This window comes from Pedobacter insulae, assembly GCF_900113525.1.
GTDB lineage: Bacteria > Bacteroidota > Bacteroidia > Sphingobacteriales > Sphingobacteriaceae > Pedobacter > Pedobacter insulae.
The window spans coordinates 161,932-183,272 of the sequence record NZ_FOPP01000001.1; the positions used below are offsets into that span (position 1 = coordinate 161,932).

Annotated in this window: 21 protein-coding genes; 16 read left to right on the plus strand and 5 right to left on the minus strand. The window is 37.6% G+C overall.

Annotation, left to right across the window (positions count from 1 at the left end; translation table 11 throughout):
* Position 1 precedes the first annotated feature (1 nt).
* Both BM207_RS00720 and BM207_RS00725 read left to right on the plus strand, forming a co-directional pair.
* A complete protein-coding gene (locus BM207_RS00720; protein WP_090991639.1) occupies positions 2-1,237 on the plus strand; it encodes a YdcF family protein in 1,236 nt (411 codons plus the stop codon).
* Positions 1,237-2,331 (plus strand): SGNH/GDSL hydrolase family protein, encoded by a 1,095-nt coding sequence (locus BM207_RS00725; RefSeq protein WP_090991640.1) that lies wholly within the window; start codon positions 1,237-1,239, stop codon positions 2,329-2,331. The genes BM207_RS00720 and BM207_RS00725 overlap by 1 nt, the downstream gene beginning before the upstream one ends.
* A gap of 534 nt (positions 2,332-2,865) precedes the next feature.
* On the opposite strand, the gene BM207_RS00730 is transcribed toward BM207_RS00725, so the two are convergent.
* Both BM207_RS00730 and BM207_RS00735 read right to left on the minus strand, forming a co-directional pair.
* Positions 2,866-3,300 carry a hypothetical protein gene (locus tag BM207_RS00730; protein ID WP_143095898.1) on the minus strand — a complete coding sequence of 145 codons (435 nt, stop codon included), beginning with the start codon at positions 3,298-3,300 and terminating at the stop codon, positions 2,866-2,868.
* 168 nt (positions 3,301-3,468) lie between these two features.
* Positions 3,469-4,314, minus strand: a complete 846-nt coding sequence (locus tag BM207_RS00735; RefSeq protein WP_090991642.1) for a helix-turn-helix domain-containing protein — start codon at positions 4,312-4,314, stop codon at positions 3,469-3,471.
* Between the two features lie 353 nt (positions 4,315-4,667).
* On the opposite strand from BM207_RS00735, the gene BM207_RS00740 reads away from it, so the two are divergent.
* The 3 genes from BM207_RS00740 (at position 4,668) to BM207_RS00750 (ending at position 8,581) form a co-directional block, all read left to right on the plus strand.
* Positions 4,668-5,378: a hypothetical protein gene (locus BM207_RS00740; protein ID WP_090991643.1), complete on the plus strand. Its 711-nt coding sequence runs from the start codon at positions 4,668-4,670 to the stop codon at positions 5,376-5,378.
* A 97-nt stretch (positions 5,379-5,475) separates the two neighbouring features.
* On the plus strand, positions 5,476-6,867 hold the full coding sequence (locus BM207_RS00745; protein WP_090991644.1) for an aminopeptidase P family protein: 1,392 nt from the start codon (positions 5,476-5,478) through the stop codon (positions 6,865-6,867).
* A 43-nt stretch (positions 6,868-6,910) separates the two neighbouring features.
* Positions 6,911-8,581 carry a M1 family metallopeptidase gene (locus tag BM207_RS00750; RefSeq protein ID WP_090991645.1) on the plus strand — a complete coding sequence of 557 codons (1,671 nt, stop codon included), beginning with the start codon at positions 6,911-6,913 and terminating at the stop codon, positions 8,579-8,581.
* 34 nt (positions 8,582-8,615) lie between these two features.
* Here the strand turns inward: BM207_RS00750 and BM207_RS00755 are convergent, their stop codons facing one another.
* On the minus strand, positions 8,616-9,047 hold the full coding sequence (locus tag BM207_RS00755; RefSeq protein WP_090991646.1) for a hypothetical protein: 432 nt from the start codon (positions 9,045-9,047) through the stop codon (positions 8,616-8,618).
* 35 nt (positions 9,048-9,082) lie between these two features.
* The gene (locus BM207_RS00760; RefSeq protein WP_090991647.1) at positions 9,083-9,430 is read right to left on the minus strand and encodes a hypothetical protein; all 348 of its coding nucleotides are present in this window, start codon (positions 9,428-9,430) and stop codon (positions 9,083-9,085) included.
* Between the two features lie 118 nt (positions 9,431-9,548).
* Here BM207_RS00760 and BM207_RS00765 point away from each other — a divergent pair, with 118 nt between their 5' ends.
* A complete protein-coding gene (locus BM207_RS00765) occupies positions 9,549-10,076 on the plus strand; it encodes a superoxide dismutase family protein (RefSeq protein WP_090991648.1) in 528 nt (175 codons plus the stop codon).
* Positions 10,077-10,109: 33 nt separating this feature from the next.
* Here the strand turns inward: BM207_RS00765 and metK are convergent, their stop codons facing one another.
* A complete protein-coding gene (gene metK / locus BM207_RS00770) occupies positions 10,110-11,360 on the minus strand; it encodes a methionine adenosyltransferase (RefSeq protein WP_090991649.1) in 1,251 nt (416 codons plus the stop codon).
* Positions 11,361-11,527: 167 nt separating this feature from the next.
* Here metK and BM207_RS00775 point away from each other — a divergent pair, with 167 nt between their 5' ends.
* From BM207_RS00775 to BM207_RS00825, 10 genes are all read left to right on the plus strand, one after another.
* The gene (locus BM207_RS00775; protein ID WP_090992047.1) at positions 11,528-12,412 is read left to right on the plus strand and encodes a diacylglycerol/lipid kinase family protein; all 885 of its coding nucleotides are present in this window, start codon (positions 11,528-11,530) and stop codon (positions 12,410-12,412) included.
* 13 nt (positions 12,413-12,425) lie between these two features.
* Positions 12,426-12,782 (plus strand): translation initiation factor, encoded by a 357-nt coding sequence (locus tag BM207_RS00780; RefSeq protein WP_090991650.1) that lies wholly within the window; start codon positions 12,426-12,428, stop codon positions 12,780-12,782.
* A gap of 133 nt (positions 12,783-12,915) precedes the next feature.
* Positions 12,916-14,520 (plus strand): phosphoenolpyruvate carboxykinase (ATP), encoded by a 1,605-nt coding sequence (pckA, locus tag BM207_RS00785; RefSeq protein WP_090991651.1) that lies wholly within the window; start codon positions 12,916-12,918, stop codon positions 14,518-14,520.
* Positions 14,521-14,816: 296 nt separating this feature from the next.
* A complete protein-coding gene (locus BM207_RS00790) occupies positions 14,817-15,698 on the plus strand; it encodes a MotA/TolQ/ExbB proton channel family protein (RefSeq protein WP_090991652.1) in 882 nt (293 codons plus the stop codon).
* Positions 15,699-15,782: 84 nt separating this feature from the next.
* The gene (locus BM207_RS00795) at positions 15,783-16,400 is read left to right on the plus strand and encodes an ExbD/TolR family protein (RefSeq protein WP_090991653.1); all 618 of its coding nucleotides are present in this window, start codon (positions 15,783-15,785) and stop codon (positions 16,398-16,400) included.
* A 6-nt stretch (positions 16,401-16,406) separates the two neighbouring features.
* Positions 16,407-16,952: an ExbD/TolR family protein gene (locus BM207_RS00800; RefSeq protein ID WP_090991654.1), complete on the plus strand. Its 546-nt coding sequence runs from the start codon at positions 16,407-16,409 to the stop codon at positions 16,950-16,952.
* A 29-nt stretch (positions 16,953-16,981) separates the two neighbouring features.
* Complete coding sequence (locus tag BM207_RS00805) at positions 16,982-17,806, plus strand: energy transducer TonB (RefSeq protein ID WP_090991655.1); 825 nt, start codon at positions 16,982-16,984, stop codon at positions 17,804-17,806.
* Positions 17,807-18,045: 239 nt separating this feature from the next.
* Positions 18,046-18,939 carry a substrate-binding domain-containing protein gene (locus BM207_RS00815; protein WP_090991657.1) on the plus strand — a complete coding sequence of 298 codons (894 nt, stop codon included), beginning with the start codon at positions 18,046-18,048 and terminating at the stop codon, positions 18,937-18,939.
* A gap of 172 nt (positions 18,940-19,111) precedes the next feature.
* Positions 19,112-20,821, plus strand: a complete 1,710-nt coding sequence (locus BM207_RS00820) for a tetratricopeptide repeat protein (RefSeq protein WP_245767995.1) — start codon at positions 19,112-19,114, stop codon at positions 20,819-20,821.
* 87 nt (positions 20,822-20,908) lie between these two features.
* Entirely contained in the window at positions 20,909-21,280 is a 372-nt protein-coding gene (locus BM207_RS00825; RefSeq protein ID WP_090991659.1) for an NADH-quinone oxidoreductase subunit A, read from the plus strand.
* Positions 21,281-21,341: the final 61 nt, after the last annotated feature.

Below are 21,341 nucleotides of genomic sequence, written 5' to 3' on the forward strand. Positions count from 1 at the left end.
GATGCCACAAATCCACAAGAATTTTATCTATTCCTTACTTTGGTTCGGCTTAAGCGTGCTCCCTCTTATTGGATTTGCCAAAAATCCATTCAATTCCAAAGAAAAAGCCCTGCTGCAGAAGAACTTCTTTCTCCTTTACCTCTTGGAGATAGAAGAAAGCTTGGCGAACTATGCATCGCTACAACAAATCGCTGCCACTCGTGCAATAAAATTAACCCAAGCTGTTGGTGCATGCCAAACTAATGGCTGCTTAGTTACCGCCCTTCAGCTCAGCGATATTGAAATAAACGAGATCGGAACCGAACTTAGTAAGCATGCTGCCCAATCAAAGTCTCTTATAGATCGATTGCGTGCAACTGGTCGGTACATCAACTTCGCTTCGGCTAATGATGTAAACTTTATTCAAAAATGTTGGGAAGCAGATGCAAGAGCGATGAACAGAATCTTGGCAGTTTATGTAAATGGTGAAAAACCTCTTTATCCGAAAATTGATGCGGGCGATTTTGGGCCAAATGATCCCAAGTACTTTCAGGAAATTAAACAGTTGCTTACTGCTTTAAGTCAACAGAAAAAGAATGATAAAATTTCGGCTTATCACAATCTGATCTTGGCTTGCTTAAAAATATTGTTGATAAACGGACGAGACGAGGCAATCCGATATGAGCCGCTTGAAAAGGGCTGGAACAAAGACGCAGTAAAGCAGTTAGCCAAAATAGATTGGCAGAAATTTAAATATAGCGTTATTTTAGTTCCAGGCTTAGGTCCGGAAGAAGTTGGGCTAAGGTTAGATCCGAATGGAGCGAAGCGCTGTGATAGTGCCGCCAAAAGATACTTCGCTGGCTTGGCGCCTTTCATTGTCGTTTCTGGTGGTCACGTACATCCCAATAAAACACCCTTTGCCGAAGCGGTTGAGATGAAAAAGTACCTCATCAAGGTTTGTAAAGTGCCCAGTAAAGCCATAATAATCGAGCCACATGCCCGACACACCACTACAAACCTCAGAAATTTAAACCGCATGATTTATCGTTTTCGAATTCCTGCTGATAAAAAGGTTTTGATAGTTACTGATGTTTCACAAAGCACCTATATCTTAGGTAATATGGCCAAAAATGCTACTCGTGAATTAGGTTATATACCTTATGCAGAAATTAAAAAAGAGAGTGCTACGGAAACAGAATACCTTCCGAATAAATTATCAATCCATACCAATCCTTTTGATCCTTTAGACCCTGAGTAATGATGAATTTAAAAATGAATTACCTATTAGGCCTTTGCCTCTTTTTATTGGTGCAACTAGCCAACGCGCAAGACAGCTTAAAGTACGTTGATGCAAAAACCTTAGTTACGATTGGCAAAGCAAAAGCAACTGAGCAATGGTTTCAGCGAATTGATTCTAATGAAACTGTAACTATGCCTAAAACGGTTCAGGGATTAGCAAAAAACAGCGCCGGTATAGCCATCATCTTCGAAACAAACTCTCCCGTTATTTCAGCAAAGTGGACACTAGCGGAAGATAAGTACATGGCCAACATGACGCCTATTGCACACAGTGGTTTAGATCTTTACTGCTTAAAAGATGGTAAATGGCAATTTGTTAGTCCGGGCCGACCAGAAAAAGGAGCATTAAACCAAAGTCAGGTAATTATTCGTCGAATGGATACCACCATGAAGCAGTTTCTTTTATACCTACCGCTATATAATTCGGTTACTAATCTAAGCATTGGCGTTAAAACAGAATCAGTTCTTAAAGCACCTCAAAAAGTTGCAGTAAATAAAGCTAAAAGAGTGGTAATATATGGGTCTAGTATTGTTCAGGGTGCTTCTGCAAGCAGGCCTGGCATGGCTTACCCAGCCATGTTGCAGCGTCAATTAGGAATGGATGTAATCAATCTCGGCTTTAGTGGCAATGCAAAAATGGAGATGGAAGTAGCTAAATACCTCGCTACCGTAGAGGGAGATTGCTATGTGCTAGATTGCATTCCAAATCAAGCCCCAGAACAGATTAGCGAGCGGGCGCTTCCCTTTATTAAATACCTGCGTGATAAACGTCCGAAAACTCCAATTATATTAGTTGAAACTGTAATTAGGGAGCACGGCTACTTCGATCAGCAAGTTGGCAATAGTGTGCGCAAACAAAACGAGAATATCCATAAAGCTTACCAACAACTGCTTAAAGAGAATTATAAACAAATCTATTATGTCCCTGCCACAGCATTTATGGGAAATGATCATGACGGCACTGTCGATGGAACCCATCTTACAGATTTGGGCTTCGACAGAATAGCGAAGGCTGTTGCTAAGGAAATTGAAAAAGCTCGCGCAAAAGATTAATATTTGGGCTGAAGATATGGATCGACTAAATCTACTATGCGAAGGCATTTGTTTTACAATTGTAGAATTAGTAACTTAGTATATCATTTGGAGCCAAAACCCGTCAACCGTTTTGGTGAGCACATTGGTCGAAATGGTTGCAAAAAACCTCATTATAGGTAACGGGGAAGGACTTCAATCATTCCCGTCGGAACTAGACTATAGCCCTTTAGATTTTCATTCTTATCTTTAATAAACTTACCTCTTTATACTCTGAAAAATACTGGAAATAAGTTCATCTTTAAATCAAAATTTCATATATTTGTTCATACCATTTACTACCATCTGGTTGGATTTCCAGTGAGTAATTCGTGAGTGCTCACGAGCAAAAACCTTAAAATTTTGGCGTACAGGCCGATAAATCATAAAATCACGGTCCCGTCCGGTCCGCTGGTTTAAACACCAAATGCTTTAAAAGCCTGTTTTTCACAAGAAAACAGGCTTTTTTGTTTTCATCCTCTCCCGAAATATCCAAGTTTTGTACATGACCCTAGGTTACCTGTTAGCTTCTTTCCTATCTTGTATTTTCGAATTTGTGATGGTCAAAAAAAAGTTTGATAATGCAATTAGTAAGAAGAATATAGGAATGTATGGGGGTTTAATTTTTAGCGGTAAAACGTTCGCTGGAACATTCGGATGTAGATGAACATAAATACCTGTCATCATCATTATACTGATTGCTAAAAATGAAACGCTTGTCAGCCATTTATATATTTTATTTGAAATTTTTGGTCTGTATAACAAACACAAAAAGAGGGTTGTTCCAACAGTAATCTCTCCTAGTATGCCCAATGTGTAAGAAAGTTCTCCTAAATTACTATTCGTAACCTGGACGCTATACCAATTCTTAAAAGGGTTCACAAATTTCAGAACACCGAACATAAACATTGAAATAGCTAAAGACCAAGTGGTAATTTTGTAGTATTTCATATGGCTATTCTTGTATATGCTTTTTCCTGAACAGCTTCTCACCAATTGCGACCATTAAATTTTTCTTTACAATCATATTTTCGTCTTTTAATTCGAGGCAAAATTGAACTTAAAAAGTAAATCTCGCTTGGCTGTAAAGTCCAAAAAATGGAAAATGAGGCTCAACCGTTATTTCAAGGCTTTACTTCCCCTATGCGCTGAAGGAGTTGAGTTGAATTTTTGCTTAAACAGTTTCGTAAAGTGGGAAGTGTCGTTAAACCCAACTTCATAGCATATTTCACTGATAGAAAAATCAGTTGAGCCTAACAGGTCGCTTGCCTTGAGAAGCTTTTGCTCTTTAATGTAATTGGCAGGGGTATCGTTGAAATAATTTTCAAAGTCTCTCTTAAAAGCAGATAAGCTCCGCCCCGAGAGTAAAGCCAGTTCGCTAATCGTAATATTTGAAAACAGGTGAGTTTGAATTATATCTTTAAAGCTCGCCTGTTTTGGAGTAAAGAGGTAAGAAAATAAGCTGATTATATTTTCAGCATTGTCTGTCTGGAGCAACAATAAAATAAGTTCTTTAATTTTTAGCCTTACTAAATCGTCATTAACCAATGTTGGGTTTTGAAAATAGAAATCAAGGCTTTCAATGAATTGAATAATGATGTCATGTTTTACTATTTTTTGTGCAAAATGTTTTTTACCATTGGGTTTAATAAAACTGGGTACTTCATCTTTATATAGTTCTTGTAGGATGTCGCTGTGAAGATGGACTGCAAAAATTTCACAAATATTATTTCCTGATTTTTGGATTAAATCCGCAAAATAGTGGCCGCATTTTAACAAAACACTTTCTAAAACATAAATATTCACCTTCTCCGTTGGAGAATTCAGAATGCTTTCTCCGTCTTTGATAAATATAAAGCAAGCTTCATTTTGAAAAATTGCGCCATACATAAATGGTGTCCTGATGCGTAATTTTTCGATTACGCATTTATTGTTTAAGTTAAAATGTTTTCGGTCAATTATCATTAGTTGGTACTATTCTTATACAATGCTGTTGTGCGTTTGTTCATCTTCGGCAGCATTTTTTGTTTCTCTACCCACTCACTCTAAGAGCCAATATAGAGTTTTGGAATTTGTTAATCGATTTTCTTTTATATTGCGGGGATTGTTACCTTATCCGGTACTCTTGCACGATTTGGAAAAAGGCTTAGGGGACTTTTTTTATAAGATCTTGATAACGAATACAAAGGATAGATTTAGCAAATGCAGCATTCCGCTAAAAGGAACGATTGCGCCTAACCTTTTCTTAATTGCCAATCTGTTGAAATTGTTTATATTTATTTTAGGAAATTCAGTTTGTAGCCTAAATCATCACCATTATGAAAAACTTTATTGCGATCTACTTAAGTCTATTTCTTTTATCTGCTAACTTGCAGGCACAGTCTACCATAAACGGAGCCTGGAAATTAACAAGCGGAGAAAATGAGCATCAACTTTTTATTCAGGACGGTTTCTTTTTCCATACGATACATACCGCAAACCAGTTCACGATGTCCCGTGGAGGGCACATCTCAGTTAAAAAAGATGCGCTACTAACTAAAGTACTTTTTAATAGCGCCGACTCTTCTGAAGTAAATCGAGAAAGCGCTATTCCATTTTCAATTAGCCAAAATATGCTTTTCCTGAATATGCCTGAAGGCCATGTGGAACTGCAACGTGTTGATGATGGTAAAGCACCGCTGGCTGGCGTATGGCACATTACCGGAAGAATGGGTGACGACGGGAAAATAGCAGAGATACACCAAACAGGTACACGGCAGACTTATAAATTACTTACGGGTACAAAATTTCAGTGGGTGGCAATAGATCCAGCCAAAAAACAATTCTCGGGAACTGGCGGCGGAACCTATTCTTTTAAAGATGGCAAGTACACAGAAAACATCGAGTTTTTTAGTCGCGATAATACCCGGGTAGGTGCTTCACTTGCTTTTGATGGCAAGCTTGAAAACGGTAAATGGCATCATAGTGGTTTGAGTAGTAAGGGTGCTAAGATTTATGAGATCTGGAGTAAAGTTCAGGTAAATCAATAACCGTTATTTCTCTAAAACACTTTATATTTTAACCTCCTATCAATTGCTATAAAAAAATTGACATATTTGCTATATAATTTCACGAATAGCTTTGGCAATGTTTAGTAAAGAAGAATATATCAATAGAAGGAATAGCTTAAAAAGTAATTTTAACTCAGGTGTTTTACTCTTTTTAGGGAACGATGAAAGCCCTATTAATTTCTTTGATAACACCTATCATTTTAGACAAGACAGTAGTTTTTTATATTACTTCGGAATTAATGCACCTAAACTGGCTGCGATAATTGATGTCGACAAAGATAAAATTATAGTTTTTGGCGATGAAATGAGCATCGATGAGCTAGTTTGGATGGGAAGACAGCAAACGCTGGAAGACAAAGCACATCAATCGGGTGTGACACAGGTTGAGCCTGCAAGTAAGCTATCATCCTACTTGAAAAATGTTAACCACAGTGAAATTCATTATTTGCCTCCATACAGGGCAGAGAACAAAATGAAAATTGCGGCTATGTTGAGCTTGCCTATCGATTCGATAAAGGAACATGCTTCCCACACGTTGATTAAGGCAGTTGTTGCCCAGCGATCTATTAAATCGGCCATGGAACTTGTTGAGCTCGACTTAGCGTCGTCTACTTCGGCCGACATGCATTTACTGGCGATGCAAATGGCTAAGCCCGGCATGAAAGAGAGTGAAATTGCAGCAGCCCTGCAACAGGTAGCGCAAAAAGATGGGGGCAACTTGGCCTATCCGGTAATTTTAACAGTGGATGGACAGATTTTGCATAACCATTACCACGGCAATATTTTAAAGGAGGGCGATTTGGTATTGAACGACTCTGGAGCAGAATCTAGCATGGGTTATGCCGGCGATTTGACCAGAACTTTTCCGGCAGGCAAGAAGTTTAGCACCAAACAAAATGAACTGTACAGCCTAGTGTTGGATTCTTATCAAAAAGCCGTAAAGGCCTTAAGGCCGGGCATTAAGTATCTGGATATTCATTATACTGCTTGTTTAACATTGGCTGAAGGTTTGAAAGATTTAGGCTTGATGAAAGGCAATATGCAAGAGGCGGTGTTAGCTGGAGCCCATGCCTTATTTTTTCAATGTGGTACCGGTCATATGATGGGTTTGGATGTGCATGACATGGAAGATTTGGGAGAACAATTTGTAGGGTATACGGATCAACAAAAAAAGAATACTACGCAGTTTGGCTTAAAATCGTTGCGATTGGGAAAGGAGCTGGAGACAGGGTATGTGTTGACCGTTGAACCGGGCCTCTATTTTATTCCCGAACTAATTGACCAATGGCAGGCCGCAAATAAATTTTCAGACTTTATCGATTATGGTAAGGTGGCAGACTATAGAGATTTTGGAGGAATCAGGGTGGAAGATGATTATGTGATTACGCAAGATTCTTATCGTAAGTTAGGAAAGGACCTGGCAATCTCTATCAAAGATATAGAAGCTATTAGAGCAACGGCCTACTAGAAATTTTGAATATTAGAACGCTTAAATTATACTAACAATGATAATGAGATTAACTTTATTTACACTGATTTGCTGCTGCACTTTAAACCTAAGTGCACAAACAAAACCAGCTATTAAAAAATTTACCCGCGCCGATACGTTAAGAGGCACCTTAACACCTGAGCGTACTTGGTGGGATGTACAGCGCTATGAACTGGCTTTTGAACCTAATTTTATTGCGAAGACAATTAGTGGAGCCAATGAAATTGCCTATAAAGTGGTAAAAGCTAACAATGGCAACATTAAAATGCAGATCGATTTGCAAGAACCATTAGTAATTGATAGCGTACTCTATAACGGAAAAAGAAAACTTTCATTTGAAAAAAAAGAAAGCGTTTGGCTGATTACAGTGCCAGCTCAAAAAATAGCGGAATTTAATAAGGTGAAAATATTTTACCAGGGAAAAGTACACCAGGCTGTTAGAGCACCTTGGGATGGTGGATTTATCTTTGGCGTAGATTCACTAAAGAGGCCATATATGACGGTGGCCTGTCAGGGTTTAGGGGCTTCTATATGGTATCCAAATAAAGATCATCAAAGCGATGAGCCTAATAAAGGAGCATCTTTAACAATGACTGTACCTGATTCGTTGGTAGCCATTGGCAATGGACGATTAGTGTCTAAAAAAGTGAATGGAAATGGTACCGCCACCTATAAATATAATGTTGTAAATCCAATCAGTAACTATTGCATTATCCCTTACATTGGTAAGTATGTAAACTTTAATGAAACTTATAAAGGGGAAAAAGGGCCATTAAGCGTAAATTATTGGGTGTTGGATTATAACCTGAATAAAGCAAAGGCCTATATGCCAGATCAGGTGCATAAAATGTTTAAGGCATTGGAGCATTGGTTTGGACCTTATCCATTTTATGAAGATGGCTACCAGTTAATAGATGCTTCGCATACCGGAATGGAACACCAGTCGGCCGTTTCCTATGGCAATAAATATAAGTTTGGTTACGGCGGCAGAGATGCTTCTGGCTATGGATGGGGATTGAAGTTCGACTTTATCATTATTCACGAAAGTGGACATGAATGGTTTGGGAACAATTTAACGACTAATGATCTGGCAGATATGTGGGTACATGAAGGCTTTACTAATTACAGCGAAACGCTATTTGTTGATTATCACTTTGGGGAAACTGCGGGAAATGAATATAACTACGGGATTAGAAAAGGTATCAGAAATGACAAGCCAATTATCCCTGCTTATAATGTAAATGCCCAGGGTAGTGGAGATATGTATCCAAAGGGTGGGAATTTACTGCACTCTATACGCCATGGACTAAACAATGATGCGAAGTTTAGAGCAATTTTGCGGGGCTTAAATAGCCGCTTTTATCACCAAACAGTTACCTCTGCCCAAGTAGAGAATTATATTTCTACGCAAGCTAAGTTTAATTATAGTAAAGTTTTTGATCAATACCTTAGAACTACACAAATTCCTACTTTTAGATTTTTCTTAGAAGATGGAAAGGTTAGTTATCAGTATCAAGACTGCGTAGACGGATTTAACATGCCGTTAGTTTTGAAATATGGAAAGGTCTTATTAAAATTATTGCCTACTACAACTTTACAGACCCTGCCATTAAAGCCCGAGCAGCTAGACCTCTTCATACCAAGTGCAATTGAAAAGATGTATTATATGAATGTTAAAAACAGCAAAGACTAAAATAAACTAACATAGAAGCATAGTTCGCGGCTAACTATGTTTCTATGTTTGAGGGTTTGGGTAAGCATTTGATGATGATATGATTGAATTTTGAAAGGGTGTCCCAAATCCCTCGGTTCGTATCAATATCGGCTTCACCGCAATCAATGGTGTCACTCCGTTTGTTAATGAGCGCAGTTAAGTCGCCAATAACTTTAAGTTTTATCAATTCTTTTATTACATTGGCAAAATGACTAGCATACAAATGCCCCCAAATCTCTACCATCAGGGAAGCATTGGTTATTTTCAACCGTTTACCGAATAATCTCTGATAATCGGCTTTTATCAACTTTGCAAGCTGAAGCGTGTTTAAACTTAAGTTGTGATTAAGAAATGTTAAAAGTTGCGTAGAGCCTATTATTTGCACTAGTTTCGGACTGTATAGTACCGATACCACACAGCCCGATAAGTCATATTGCTTTTCCATCCTGATCGGACAAAATAGTCATATTTACTTACTTGTTAGTCAAATATTTCTTGTTCATCCCTGTCGGCTACCGGGATCTTTTTCAAAAAGTCGTCGAACCCAGAACCCGCATTGTCGGAATAGGTTCCATACGCATCCAGCATATAGCCCATGTCGCCATCTTTATCTACCAATAAATAAAGGACGGAATTATCTCCAGGATCTGACATTCCCTCAAATCGATAGCTTTTTACGATCGTTAGATCTTCTGGGGTATAAATTTTATTGAGGTTCGCCGATTGCATTTTACCGTGATCAGACATTTTAATTTCATTATCTTTTCCTTTCAGCCTTAATTTTTCTAGAATTTGGCTCAAGGTATTCATTTCAAAAGGTTGTTCCATGATGGTTTAATTTTATATGCTATTAAAACAATACCTAAAGCAATTGGTTTTTTATTTTGGTTAGAATATTTTCAAACTTTTTGAGTTGAAGGTTGTTTTTTAGGGAAACTAAAATCTCATGAAACATTATTTATTAATCGCAGGCGTAGCGTTATCTACCCTAGTAATGTCCTGTAAGCAAAATGATAAAGAAGTTGCCCAAGCAACATTAAACTCAACCGCAACAAACGAGGCCATTGGTACAGTTAAATTTGTTAGCGTAGCGGATGGGAAGATTAAAATGGATTTGGAGCTGAATTTTCCTGAACGAGCTGATAGCGTAGTTGCCGTACACTTCCACGAGCATGGAGATTGTGGTAATATGGGAGAGAATACACACGGGCATTGGAATCCAACTAATGAAAATCATGGAAAGTGGGGCTCAGAAGCCTATCATTCTGGTGACATAGGAAATATTGAATTAGACAGCAAAGGTCATGCAACACTGAGTGTAACAACAGATCGATGGAATACAACCGAAAATGATGTCAACAGTATTATTGGAAGGGGAATAATTGTACATGGCGGCACAGATGATTATACTACGCAACCAACAGGAAATTCTGGCCCAAGAGTGGGCTGTGGAGTTATTGAAGCGGTAAAGTAACCAACAAAAAAGAGCGCCTTAAGCGCTCTTTTTTTATAAGTTAAATGCGGATTTTACTTGATCCACGAAATCTAATTTCTCCCAGGTAAACAATTCAACTGTAACTGTTTTTTCTTCCCCATTTGGAGTTCTAAAAACTTTGGTTACTGTTGCTGGTTTACGCCCCATATGGCCATAAGCAGCCGTTTCGCTATAAATTGGGTTCCTTAATTTTAAGCGCTGCTCAATAAAGTAAGGTCGCATATCAAATAACTTCTCAACTGTATTCGCTATTTCACCATCTGTTTTATCCACTTTTGCTGTGCCGTAGGTGTTGATATAGATACCCATTGGTTTGGCTACCCCGATAGCATATGATACTTGAACCAGGATTTCATCAGCTACGCCAGCAGCAACTAAATTTTTTGCAATATGACGAGTGGCATAAGCCGCACTTCTATCAACCTTGCTCGGATCTTTACCAGAGAATGCACCACCCCCGTGAGCGCCTTTACCGCCATAGGTGTCGACAATAATTTTTCTACCGGTTAAACCTGTGTCGCCATGCGGACCACCAATAACGAATTTACCGGTCGGGTTAATGTGATACTCAATTTTATCGTTAAATAAGTGTGCGTATTGAGGATTATTTTTGATAATGCGAGGAATAAGAATAGTTACTAAATCCTCCTTAATTTTTGCTAACATTGCAGTCTCTTCAGCAAAATCATCATGCTGTGTAGAAATAACAATCGCATCAATGCGTACTGGCTTGTTGTTGTCGCTATATTCTAAAGTAACCTGCGATTTTGCGTCGGGCCTTAAATAAGTGATCTCCTTATTTTCACGTCTTAAAACGGCAAGCTCTTGTAAAAGTTTGTGAGATAGATCTAAAGCCAAAGGCATAAAGTCCTCAGTTTCGTTCGTTGCGTAACCGAACATCATCCCTTGATCGCCAGCCCCTTGCTCTTCTTTTATACTTTTATCAACCCCTTGGTTAATGTCTTGAGATTGTTCATGTATAGCGGATAATATGCCACATGAATTAGCCTCGAACATATACTCGCTTTTTGTATAGCCGATCTTCTTAATTACATCACGCGCAATTTGTTGAACATCCAGATAAGTTTTGGATTTTACTTCTCCGGCCAATATAACCTGCCCAGTAGTAACTAAAGTTTCACAGGCAACTTTAGACTCAGTGTCAAAAGCTAAAAAATTATCAATTAAGGCGTCCGAAATTTGATCTGCAATTTTATCTGGGTGACCTTCAGATACAGATTCTGATGTAAAAAGGTATGACATGTTGAATGGTTGTTTAATTAGCACTTTTTTTTACGTGGTTGCAATCCAGCCCGCTATTCCAGGGCATCGCAAATCAGTCCACTTTTTTTAACGCCACAAAATTACTACAAATATTATTAATAGTCAAAAAATATCAATTATTTTGTCCTGTCCTTAAAAGCAATCCATTGTTAAAATCTAATATCTTATTTATCATAAATCCGATTTCGGGAGGAAAAGAAAAGCATACAATTCCGGCTTTGATCGATGTTCATTTAGATCATGCGAAATTTAATGCGAACTTTAGCTTTACCTCCTATATGGGCCATGCTGCGGAACTAGCTGAAGAGGCTGCAAACAAGAATTTTGATGTTATTGTTGCTGTTGGTGGTGATGGAACAATTAATGAAATTGCCAGTAAAGTAAGTTCATTAGGGAAGATTTTGGGGATTATTCCTTTTGGTTCTGGGAACGGATTGGCACGTGCGCTGCATATTCCAATGAACGCCATCAAGGCCATCCAGATAATTAATCAGCTTAATGTGCAAAGGATTGATGCAGGAACGTTAAATGGGAAATATTTTTTTAATATGGCCGGCATCGGATTTGACGCAAGAATAAGTGCAGCTTTTGCGGGCAATAAAACAAGAGGCCTGAAAGGTTACATAACCTTGGGTCTTAAGGAAGTTAAATCTTATCAACCTGAGCATTATGAGTTGGAAATAGATGGCGTGAAATATGAGAGAGATGCTTTTATGCTAAGTATAGCCAACTCTACTCAATATGGAAATAATGTCCATATATCTCCAAAATCATTATTGGGCGATGGTTTACTAGAGGTTTGTATCGTAAAACCAGTTTCTTTATATAAATTGCCCTTGCTGGCTTATGAAATGTTAAATTCAAAAACCCACCGATCTAACTTGGTTGAAATTATAAGCGGCAGGAGGATTAGCATCATTAGGAAAAAAGAAAACTCTGTTCATATTGATGGTGAACCATTTTTTATGGGTAAAAATATTGAAATAGCAGTAGTTCCCGGAGCGTTGAAAGTAATTACCTCTATGAAATAATTGATAGCAAATTATGGCCAAAGAAAAAAGAAAGATTATGAATGATTTTGGTGGGATCATGTACTCCACAGACCCATCATTTGAATATGAAGATCATCAAGCATTAGATAAAGAACCGCTAAGCAATGCGCAGCAAGATTTACGGGTTACACTTGACCGAAAGAATAGAGGAGGGAAAGCAGTGACCTTAATTACAGGCTATGTAGGGAACGATGAAGAATTACAAGTATTGGCGAAATTTTTAAAAAGCAAATGTGGTGTAGGCGGAGCCGCCAAGGACGGGGAAATTCTAATACAAGGAGACTTTAGAGATAAGGTTATATCAATGCTTCAAAAAGAAGGTTATAAAGTAAAAAAATCTGGCGGGTAATTTGTAAGCTAATAGGCTTTATTACAGTGCGTTAACTGTTAGTGTATTTGCCACAATAAGTAAAATTTTTCTCTAAAATTCGTGTTTTTTGCGTTTATATCTGCTTAGCTTTGCAGCGTATAAAACCAAATATATGAATAGTGTGAATGTAAACCACTTAGATTTAAGCTACCTTAAACTAAGTGCTAAGGCAGTTAAATATCAACTGAGTGTTGCCGAATTAGTTGAAGAAGCATTAAAAAATGGTGAAGGAACCCTCGCCGACTCCGGCGCCCTCGCCGTGGATACGGGCAAGTTTACCGGCCGTTCGCCCAAAGATCGATTTATCGTTTGTGATGAGCTCACTGAAGAAGCTGTTTGGTGGGGTGACATTAATATTAAATTTGCTCCGAAACATTTTGATGCATTATTAGAAAAGGTTATTGCACATTTAAATCAGAAAGAGGTTTATGTGCGCGATGTTTACGCAGGCGCAAGTAAAAACTATCAAACAAGCATTAGGGTAATAACAGAAAACGCATTTCAGAACTTGTTTGCCAACAATTTGTTCTTAAGGTACAACCATCAAGAAATTCCATTGAGTACGGAGTGGACAATTATCGCTGCACCTTCATTTAATGCCGATCCTCGCACTGATGGTACACGCCAAGAGAACTTTTCAATCATCAATTTTTCGAAAAAGATGATCCTTATTGGGGGTACTGCCTACACAGGGGAGATTAAAAAGGGCATTTTTTCAGTCTTGAATTTTATACTTCCCTTACAGAAGAACACATTATCTATGCATTGTTCAGCAAACGTTGGTAAGGATGGTGATACTGCAATCTTTTTTGGTTTGTCGGGCACTGGTAAAACCACATTGTCTGCAGATCCAAATAGGGGATTAATTGGAGATGATGAGCATGGTTGGAGCGATACAGAGATATTTAATTTTGAGGGAGGGTGTTATGCGAAGTGCGTTGATCTTACCCAAGAAAAGGAGCCACAGATTTTTAATGCGATTAAGTTCGGCTCATTATTAGAGAACACAAACTATTTTAAAGGTACCAGAACGGTAGATTTCGCCAATATCGAGAAAACGGAAAACACTCGTGTTGCCTACCCTATACATTATATAGATAATGCAGTATTGCCTTCTGTCGCTGCAATTCCAAAAAACATATTCTTTTTAACAGCCGATGCTTGTGGCGTTTTACCCCCAATCTCTAAACTAACTCCTGGTCAGGCGATGTTCCACTTCATCTCTGGCTATACGGCGAAGGTTGCAGGAACTGAAGCAGGTGTTACAGAACCTCAATTAACTTTTTCAGCATGTTTTGGAAAGGCATTTTTGCCCTTACATCCGGCTATGTATGCCGAATTGTTAGGAGAAAAAATGCAAAAACATAAAGTAAACGTATGGTTGGTTAATACTGGATGGAGCGGTGGCGCATATGGAGTGGGACAAAGAATGAAATTGAGCTATACCAGGGCAATGATTACAGCCGCTTTAAATGGAAGCCTCGAAAGTGCTGATTTTACTGAACACACTATATTTGGACTGATGATGCCTACCCATTGTGCTGGTGTTCCATCGGAAATTTTGAACCCAAGAAATACCTGGTACGATAAAAATGCGTATGATTTTAAAGCGAATGAACTAGCTATTGCCTTCCTGAATAATTATAAACAATTTGAGGCGTTTTCTTCGGAGGAGATTCAAAAAGCACTTCCCAAAGTGGTGGAAAACATACTTTAATGCATTTTTTTTGCTTAAAATTTGGTTTTAATTAAATTTTTAGTTTTAATTGTGAAAGATTGTCTCAGCAAAAGGCAATCTTTTTTGGTTATACACCTTTGGTCATTTAAAAAAATGAGCTGGCAACGTAACGAATTAATTGTGGAATGATTATTTAATTTGTAATTTAAAATCAATTTATAAATTTGTTACCGCAACAATTAGCTTTTAATATCGTTGTGTGTATTACTATAATATTTATTTAAAAATTTTCTAAATTTAAAAACAAGTACTAAAAACTAAAAAACTAAAAAAAAATGGCAAACGCACCAAAACCAACAACAGTTAAAAAAGAGAGCTCTACCGCATCTAATTTATTTGCAATGCTCGTAATTCCAATTTGTATCCTAATCGGGATCAGCTTATTTATTTTTGTATTAGGTAGGCCTACAAACTTCAGCATTCCTGATGATGTAGCTAAAGCCAATAGCTCAATTTCACTTGCATTTTATGATGTTGATACGCACACTTATTTACCACACCCAGGTAACTATGGTGGTATGGCTTTTAAAGGAGGTTTCATCGTTCCAATTCTAATGGGGATGCTTTTAATGGTGTTCGTATTTTCAGTAGAGCGTTTAATTGTAATCGGTAAAGCAACTGGTAAAGGAAGTTTAGATGCTTTTGTTAAAAAAATTCAATCACTTTTAGCTTCTGGTAATATTGCTGCAGCTTCAGCTGAGTGCGATAAGCAAGAAGGATCTGTGGCTAACGTTATTAAATCTGGATTGAAAAAATACAGTGAGATGGAAGTTGAGCAAAACATGGATACTGATCAAAAATGTTTAGCTATTCAAAAAGATATCGAAGAGGCAACTTCATTAGAGATGCCAATGCTAGAGCAAAACTTAACAATTATCGCTACGTTAGTATCCGTAGGTACGTTAACAGGTTTATTAGGTACGGTAACTGGTATGATCAAGGCGTTTGGTGGTTTAGCAAATTCAGGTGCTCCGGATCAAGCGGCATTAGCAACAGGTATTTCTGAGGCTTTGATTAACACAGCTACAGGTATTGGTACATCTACCGTTGCGATTATCATGTATAATATTTTAACTTCAAAAATTGATAAGTTAACTTATGCTATTGATGAGGCTGGCTTTAGCATCATCCAAACTTACGCTAGTACACATAAATAAAAATTATTTTAATTTTTTTTTACCGGCTTTATGGAAAACCGGAAGAATTAACATCATTAATTAAAATATTATAATTTTTATATTATGCCTAGAGTAAAAGTTCCAAGAAAGAGTACGGCAGTAGATATGACTGCGATGTGTGATGTCGCCTTCTTGTTGTTAACTTTCTTTATTTTAACGGCAACTTCTCGTCAACCAGATCCGTTGGAAGTTAAAATTCCATCGTCTACGGTTCAGTTTAAAGTGCCAGATAAGGATTTAACAATTTTAACAATTGGTAAGGGTAAGGTTTTCATCGAGATCATTGGTCAAGATGTTAAAAAATTAACCCTTCAAAAAATGGCTACGGAATATAGCATCTCATTCACTCCAGAACAGATCAAACGTTTTGCGGTAATCTCGTCTTTCGGAGTTCCACTTAATCAGTTAGGTACCTACATTAACATGAACGGTGATCAGCGCGCTAAGTCTGGTGTAGAAACTGGTATTCCGACTGACTCAACCAGATCTGGTGAATTGTTCAAGTGGATTGAGCAGGCTCGCTACGCTACCGCGGAGTTACATCAAACGGAAATGCGTATAAGTATTAAAGGAGATGCTGAAGAAGAGTACCCAACAGTGAGAAAGATTGTTGATGTTCTTCAAAGGCAAAAAGTTAACAAGTTTAGTTTAATCACATCAGCGGAAGCTGCTGCTAAATAAAAGACAATGGCAGAATTAGATACCTCCAGCGGGGGCGGCAAAGGCGGCAAAATAAGAACCAAGAAACAGTCTACACGAGTTGATTTAACAGCAATGGTAGATTTAGCGTTCTTATTGATTACCTTCTTTATGCTGACCACCTCGTTATCGAAACCATTGGCAATGGATATTGCCAAGCCTGATAAGGATGAAAGGAATCCAGACAATAAACTTGAGGTTAAGCAATCTCAAACCATGACTATTTTATTGGTAAAAGGAAACCGAGTAGTGTGGTACATGGGTGAGGCTGGGAAATCCCAACCAACCATCGAGGGTTTTGCAGGGATTACGAAATCTTTGTTAGAAAACAAGAAGAAAGTTAAGGATGCGACAGGTAAAGACATTATGGTTATCGTGAAGCCAACAGATGGTGCTACTTATAAGAACTTTGTTGATATAATGGATGAACTGAGCATCACCAAAACAAACCTCACTGCTCCGGCGGTGGATGATGATCCTAAAAACTTGATGGATAGCGAAATAGCATTCATGAAGGAAAATGGACTTTTATAAATAATTAACAACATTTAAAATATTAAGCAATGTTTGGATCTAAGATAGATTTATTGAAAAAGGAATGGCTTGATGTTGTATTTGCCAAAAAGAACAAGAATTACGGTGCTTATCAGCTTCGTCAAACTAGTGCGGCAAATACCACTAAATCATTACTTATTGCATCTGCTGTATTTATCCTGCTTTTCATGGCGCCGAAAATATACGCTTTGATTGCTGGGATGGTACCAGAACCTCCTCCTTTAAAGGAAACAGAGGTTATTATGCAAGCACCGCCACCAATTGATGAAAAAGTAGTGCCACCACCTCCAGTAGAGCCGCCACCTCCTAAACAGGATCAGGTTAAGTTTCCTCCTCCAATTGTGAAGCCGGATGAGCAGGTACGTGACGAAGAGCCTCCTAAAGCAGAGGACCTGAAGGTTGCAGACCCGGGGCAAAAAACGATTGAGGGTGATCCAAATGCAGAGATTGTACAGATTGCGCCAGTGGGAGAAGGACCAAAACAAGCGGTTGTTGTAGAGGATAATACCATCTATAGCCACGTAAGTATGGAAAACCCACCAACCTATCCAGGAGGTATCCAAAAGTTCTATGACTGGTTGTCGAATACAATTAAATATCCTGCAATGGCTAGTGAGAACAATATCCAAGGAACAGTGTATGTTTCGTTTACGATTGAGAAAGACGGCACTTTGACCGATGTTAAAGTAGACGGTCGTAAGTTGGGATATGGTTTAGATGAAGAAGCTACGCGTGTATTGAGATTGAGTAGGCGTTGGAATCCAGGTATGCAAAATAGTAAACCTGTAAGGGTAAAATATAATATCCCGGTTAAATTTTCAATGCCACAATAAGGATGTTTAATTTAAATTTTTTTAAACAGAAATCGCCTCAACAGCGATTTCTGTTTATTTTGGGGCTTACCATGTTGTTGATGTATTTTGCGATTGGTGTAGTACTTATTTTTACAAATATATTGTCGTTAGACCCAGACAAATTTCCAAAACAATATCAAATTGCGTTTGGCGTTGTTTTGATAGTGTACGGAGCCATTAGGTTCGCTAGGCTAATTAACCAGAAAGATTCAGATTAAATGAAATACTTAAGTTTAGTATTGGTGTTATTTGCCTTTCTTTCATGTAATCGTGGTAAAAAAGCAAACTCAGTCCCTGAAAGCAGAACTTCAGGTGAAACTACCATTTTGGTTGATGAGTCCTTTTCCCGAGTACTAGATGATCAAATTGAAGTATTTAGTGATGATTACCCAGAAGCTAAAGTAAAGACTATCTTGGGCAACGAAGCGGAAATTTTGCCGAAATTTTTAAATGGGGAAGAAAGAATGATTATTCTTTCTCGCATGCTTAAGCCTAGCGAGGAATATTATTATAAGCAGAAGCAAATCGCAATTTTTACTGATCGATTTGCAATTGACGGGATCGCATTAATTACACACAAGGATAATGCAGATAGTGTGATTACCGCACAAGAAGTATTTGATGTTTTAAAAGGAACAAATAATACAAAGAAACTTGTTTTTGATAATGCCAAATCAAGTACTATGAGATATTTTATAGATTCGGCCAAGATTACCAGTTTGCCAAAATCTGGTGTGTATACATTGAACAATAATAACGAAGTGATTAAGTATGTTGCCGAACATAAGGATTATATTGGAGTGGTTGGTATTAATTGGTTGCTGGAAAATAACGGTGACATTTTGACGCATTTGGCGCAAATTAAGATCATGGGTGTCAAAGGGTTGCAAGGAAAAAAAGGAGCCGATAATTTTTATAAACCCACCCAGGGTAACCTAATTAATGGGATTTACCCTTTTTTAAGAAATATTTATATTATAAATTGCGAGGGTAAAAATGGTTTAGGCACAGGATTTGCAAATTGGTTAAGTAGTCCGAGGGGACAGTTAATCGTACTTAAATCTGGACTAGGTCCACATAAAATGATTTCAAGAGATTTTAATATTAAATAAAAAGTATTATATTTAAACTAAGGAAATAGTTTTGCTGTTAAAGAACCATAAATTAACACTAAAGTACAGCAAAAGGATTTCAATTTAAAACAAATGATGACGTTGTATAATCGAGAGCAAATAATTCTTGATAGTATCGTAATCATTAAACAAAAACGAGAAAACGATGAAAATGATTAAGAAAACATTAGCCTTTACAGTAGGCTTAGTAATGATGGGAGGGGCTGCTTCATTTGCGCAGAGTTTGGCGGATGCAAAGAAGGCTATAGATGCAGAGCAATACCAAAAAGCTACATCTATGCTTAAAACTTTGGTGAATTCAGACCCGAAAGAAGGTGATGTATACTTTAATTTAGGGAATGTATACTTGATTAATGAAGAGGTAGACTCTGCAAAAGCAATTTTTTCGAAAGGTACAACAGCAGATCCAAAAAATGCGTTAAACTACGTTGGTTTAGGTCATGCAGATTTATATACTGGAAATGCTGCGGGCGCTAAAGCTAATTTTGATAAGGCGATTGACCTAGGTAAAAAGGATTATGCTACTTACATGTATATCGGAAGAGCGTATTTCGAGCAACCAAAGCCTGACTATGCAGCTGCTTTACCAAACTTGCAAAAAGCAGATGAATTAGATTCGAAAGATAAGTATCCTGAGGTTTTTATTGCCTTGGGTGATTATTATGCAAATCAAAAGCAAAACGGACCTGCTTACCAGAAGTATTTGTTAGCTACTGATATTGACCCAAATATTAAACGTGTGAAAGTTCAAATTGGGAGAATGTTTAACATGGCAGATGGTTATGCAGAAGCAGAAGCTAAAGTAAACGAGGTAATTGCTGCGGATCCTAACTATGGACCAGCATATCGCGAATTAGCTGAAATTCAAAACAGATGGTCGTTCCGTGATCCAGCAGTTTCAAAAGCGAAACGCGAAGAATCATTAAAGAATTACAAAAAGTATCTGGATTTAACTGATAGATCTTTTGAGTCAAGATACCGTTATGCACAGTTCTTGCTATACGCAGAGGATTGGCCTACATTAGCAACAGAGGTGGCGACGCTAAAAACAGATCCTAATAACCCTAAGAACTTTATTTTAGATCGTTTAAGAGGTTATTCTGCAGTTCAGAATAAAAACTATGAGCAAGGCGTTCAAAATTTAAAGAAGTTATTTGTAAATGCGCAAGATACAGCTCGTATTTTACCAGGAGACTATATGCAGTTAGGTAACGCCTATTTAGGTGTGGGCAACGATAGCTTAGCGCTGATGAATTTAACCAAAGCAGTAAAGCTTGATTCTACGAAAGCTGATGCATTGGCAGATCTAGGTAAAAAGCTATTTGATGATAAGAAATATGCAAAAGCAGCGGAGGCCTATAAAAGAAGTATTGATCTTAACTCTGCAAATGTAAACATTGCGAATAATTACTATTTTTTAGGTTACTCTAGTTATTTTGCTTACGCTGAAGAACTTAAGTCTGGTGTAACACCAAATAAAAATTTATTAATTGAAGCCGATAGTGCTTTCTCAAAAGTTAACCAATTGGCTCCAGGTCATGATATTGAAGCTGCTTACTTATATAGAGGCCGCATTGGTAAAATATTGGATAATCCAGAAACGCCTGCCGGGCTTGCTGTTCCACACCTTTTAAAATATATAGAAGTATTAACGGTGCTTAGACCAGAAAAAGCTACTGTTCCTACTAATATTAAGAACTTAATAGACACTTATAACTATTTGGGTTCTTATTATTCTGCAAGTGATAAAGAAAAAGCTAAAGAATATTTAAATAAAACTTTAGCCCTCGATCCACAGAATGCGTATGCTACTTCCTCATTGAAGATTTTGAATACTCCTTCACCTAGTCCGAAGAAGTAGTCGGTAAGCAATAGTATTTAGCTAAAATAAAAAGGCAGGGTTTGTAATCCTGCCTTTTTATTTTAATTTTGCCTAAAATTATTAAAAATGGAAACCCAAAGCACAGCACAAGATTTTTTACCTATTCTGTTCCAGGTAATCGTAGCATTAGGATTTGTAGTGGTTACTTTATTTGCAACTCACTTTTTGGGGCCAAAGCGTAAAACAAACGATAAACTTTCTACCTTCGAAGCTGGGATAAAAGTTGTAGGTAATGCTCGTCAGCCTTTTTCTATTAAGTACTTTTTAGTCGCTATTTTATTTGTTCTTTTCGATGTGGAGGTGATTTTCATGTATCCTTGGGCAGTTAATTTTAGAGAGCTTGGCTGGAACGGTATAATCGAAATGTTTATTTTTATGGGAACCCTGTTGCTAGGTTTCATTTATATTTTGAAAAAGAAGGCGTTAGACTGGAATTAATTATTTAGATTAATTCTAAATGCCAATCCTGTCATCAATTACTTTTAAAAAGTCGTAAATT

Coding starts and splice junctions, on each gene's coding strand:
- BM207_RS00755 (WP_090991646.1), bottom strand. CDS start 9,047: ATGGAAAAGCAATATGACTTATCGGGCTGTGTGGTATCGGTACTATAC.
- BM207_RS00815 (WP_090991657.1), top strand. CDS start 18,046: ATGAAATACTTAAGTTTAGTATTGGTGTTATTTGCCTTTCTTTCATGT.
- BM207_RS00730 (WP_143095898.1), bottom strand. CDS start 3,300: ATGAAATACTACAAAATTACCACTTGGTCTTTAGCTATTTCAATGTTT.
- BM207_RS00820 (WP_245767995.1), top strand. CDS start 19,112: ATGATTAAGAAAACATTAGCCTTTACAGTAGGCTTAGTAATGATGGGA.
- BM207_RS00720 (WP_090991639.1), top strand. CDS start 2: ATGCCACAAATCCACAAGAATTTTATCTATTCCTTACTTTGGTTCGGC.
- pckA (WP_090991651.1), top strand. CDS start 12,916: ATGAATAGTGTGAATGTAAACCACTTAGATTTAAGCTACCTTAAACTA.
- BM207_RS00825 (WP_090991659.1), top strand. CDS start 20,909: ATGGAAACCCAAAGCACAGCACAAGATTTTTTACCTATTCTGTTCCAG.
- BM207_RS00805 (WP_090991655.1), top strand. CDS start 16,982: ATGTTTGGATCTAAGATAGATTTATTGAAAAAGGAATGGCTTGATGTT.
- BM207_RS00795 (WP_090991653.1), top strand. CDS start 15,783: ATGCCTAGAGTAAAAGTTCCAAGAAAGAGTACGGCAGTAGATATGACT.
- BM207_RS00765 (WP_090991648.1), top strand. CDS start 9,549: ATGAAACATTATTTATTAATCGCAGGCGTAGCGTTATCTACCCTAGTA.
- BM207_RS00790 (WP_090991652.1), top strand. CDS start 14,817: ATGGCAAACGCACCAAAACCAACAACAGTTAAAAAAGAGAGCTCTACC.
- BM207_RS00735 (WP_090991642.1), bottom strand. CDS start 4,314: ATGATAATTGACCGAAAACATTTTAACTTAAACAATAAATGCGTAATC.
- BM207_RS00745 (WP_090991644.1), top strand. CDS start 5,476: ATGTTTAGTAAAGAAGAATATATCAATAGAAGGAATAGCTTAAAAAGT.
- BM207_RS00750 (WP_090991645.1), top strand. CDS start 6,911: ATGAGATTAACTTTATTTACACTGATTTGCTGCTGCACTTTAAACCTA.
- BM207_RS00725 (WP_090991640.1), top strand. CDS start 1,237: ATGATGAATTTAAAAATGAATTACCTATTAGGCCTTTGCCTCTTTTTA.
- BM207_RS00740 (WP_090991643.1), top strand. CDS start 4,668: ATGAAAAACTTTATTGCGATCTACTTAAGTCTATTTCTTTTATCTGCT.
- BM207_RS00760 (WP_090991647.1), bottom strand. CDS start 9,430: ATGGAACAACCTTTTGAAATGAATACCTTGAGCCAAATTCTAGAAAAA.
- metK (WP_090991649.1), bottom strand. CDS start 11,360: ATGTCATACCTTTTTACATCAGAATCTGTATCTGAAGGTCACCCAGAT.
- BM207_RS00800 (WP_090991654.1), top strand. CDS start 16,407: ATGGCAGAATTAGATACCTCCAGCGGGGGCGGCAAAGGCGGCAAAATA.
- BM207_RS00780 (WP_090991650.1), top strand. CDS start 12,426: ATGGCCAAAGAAAAAAGAAAGATTATGAATGATTTTGGTGGGATCATG.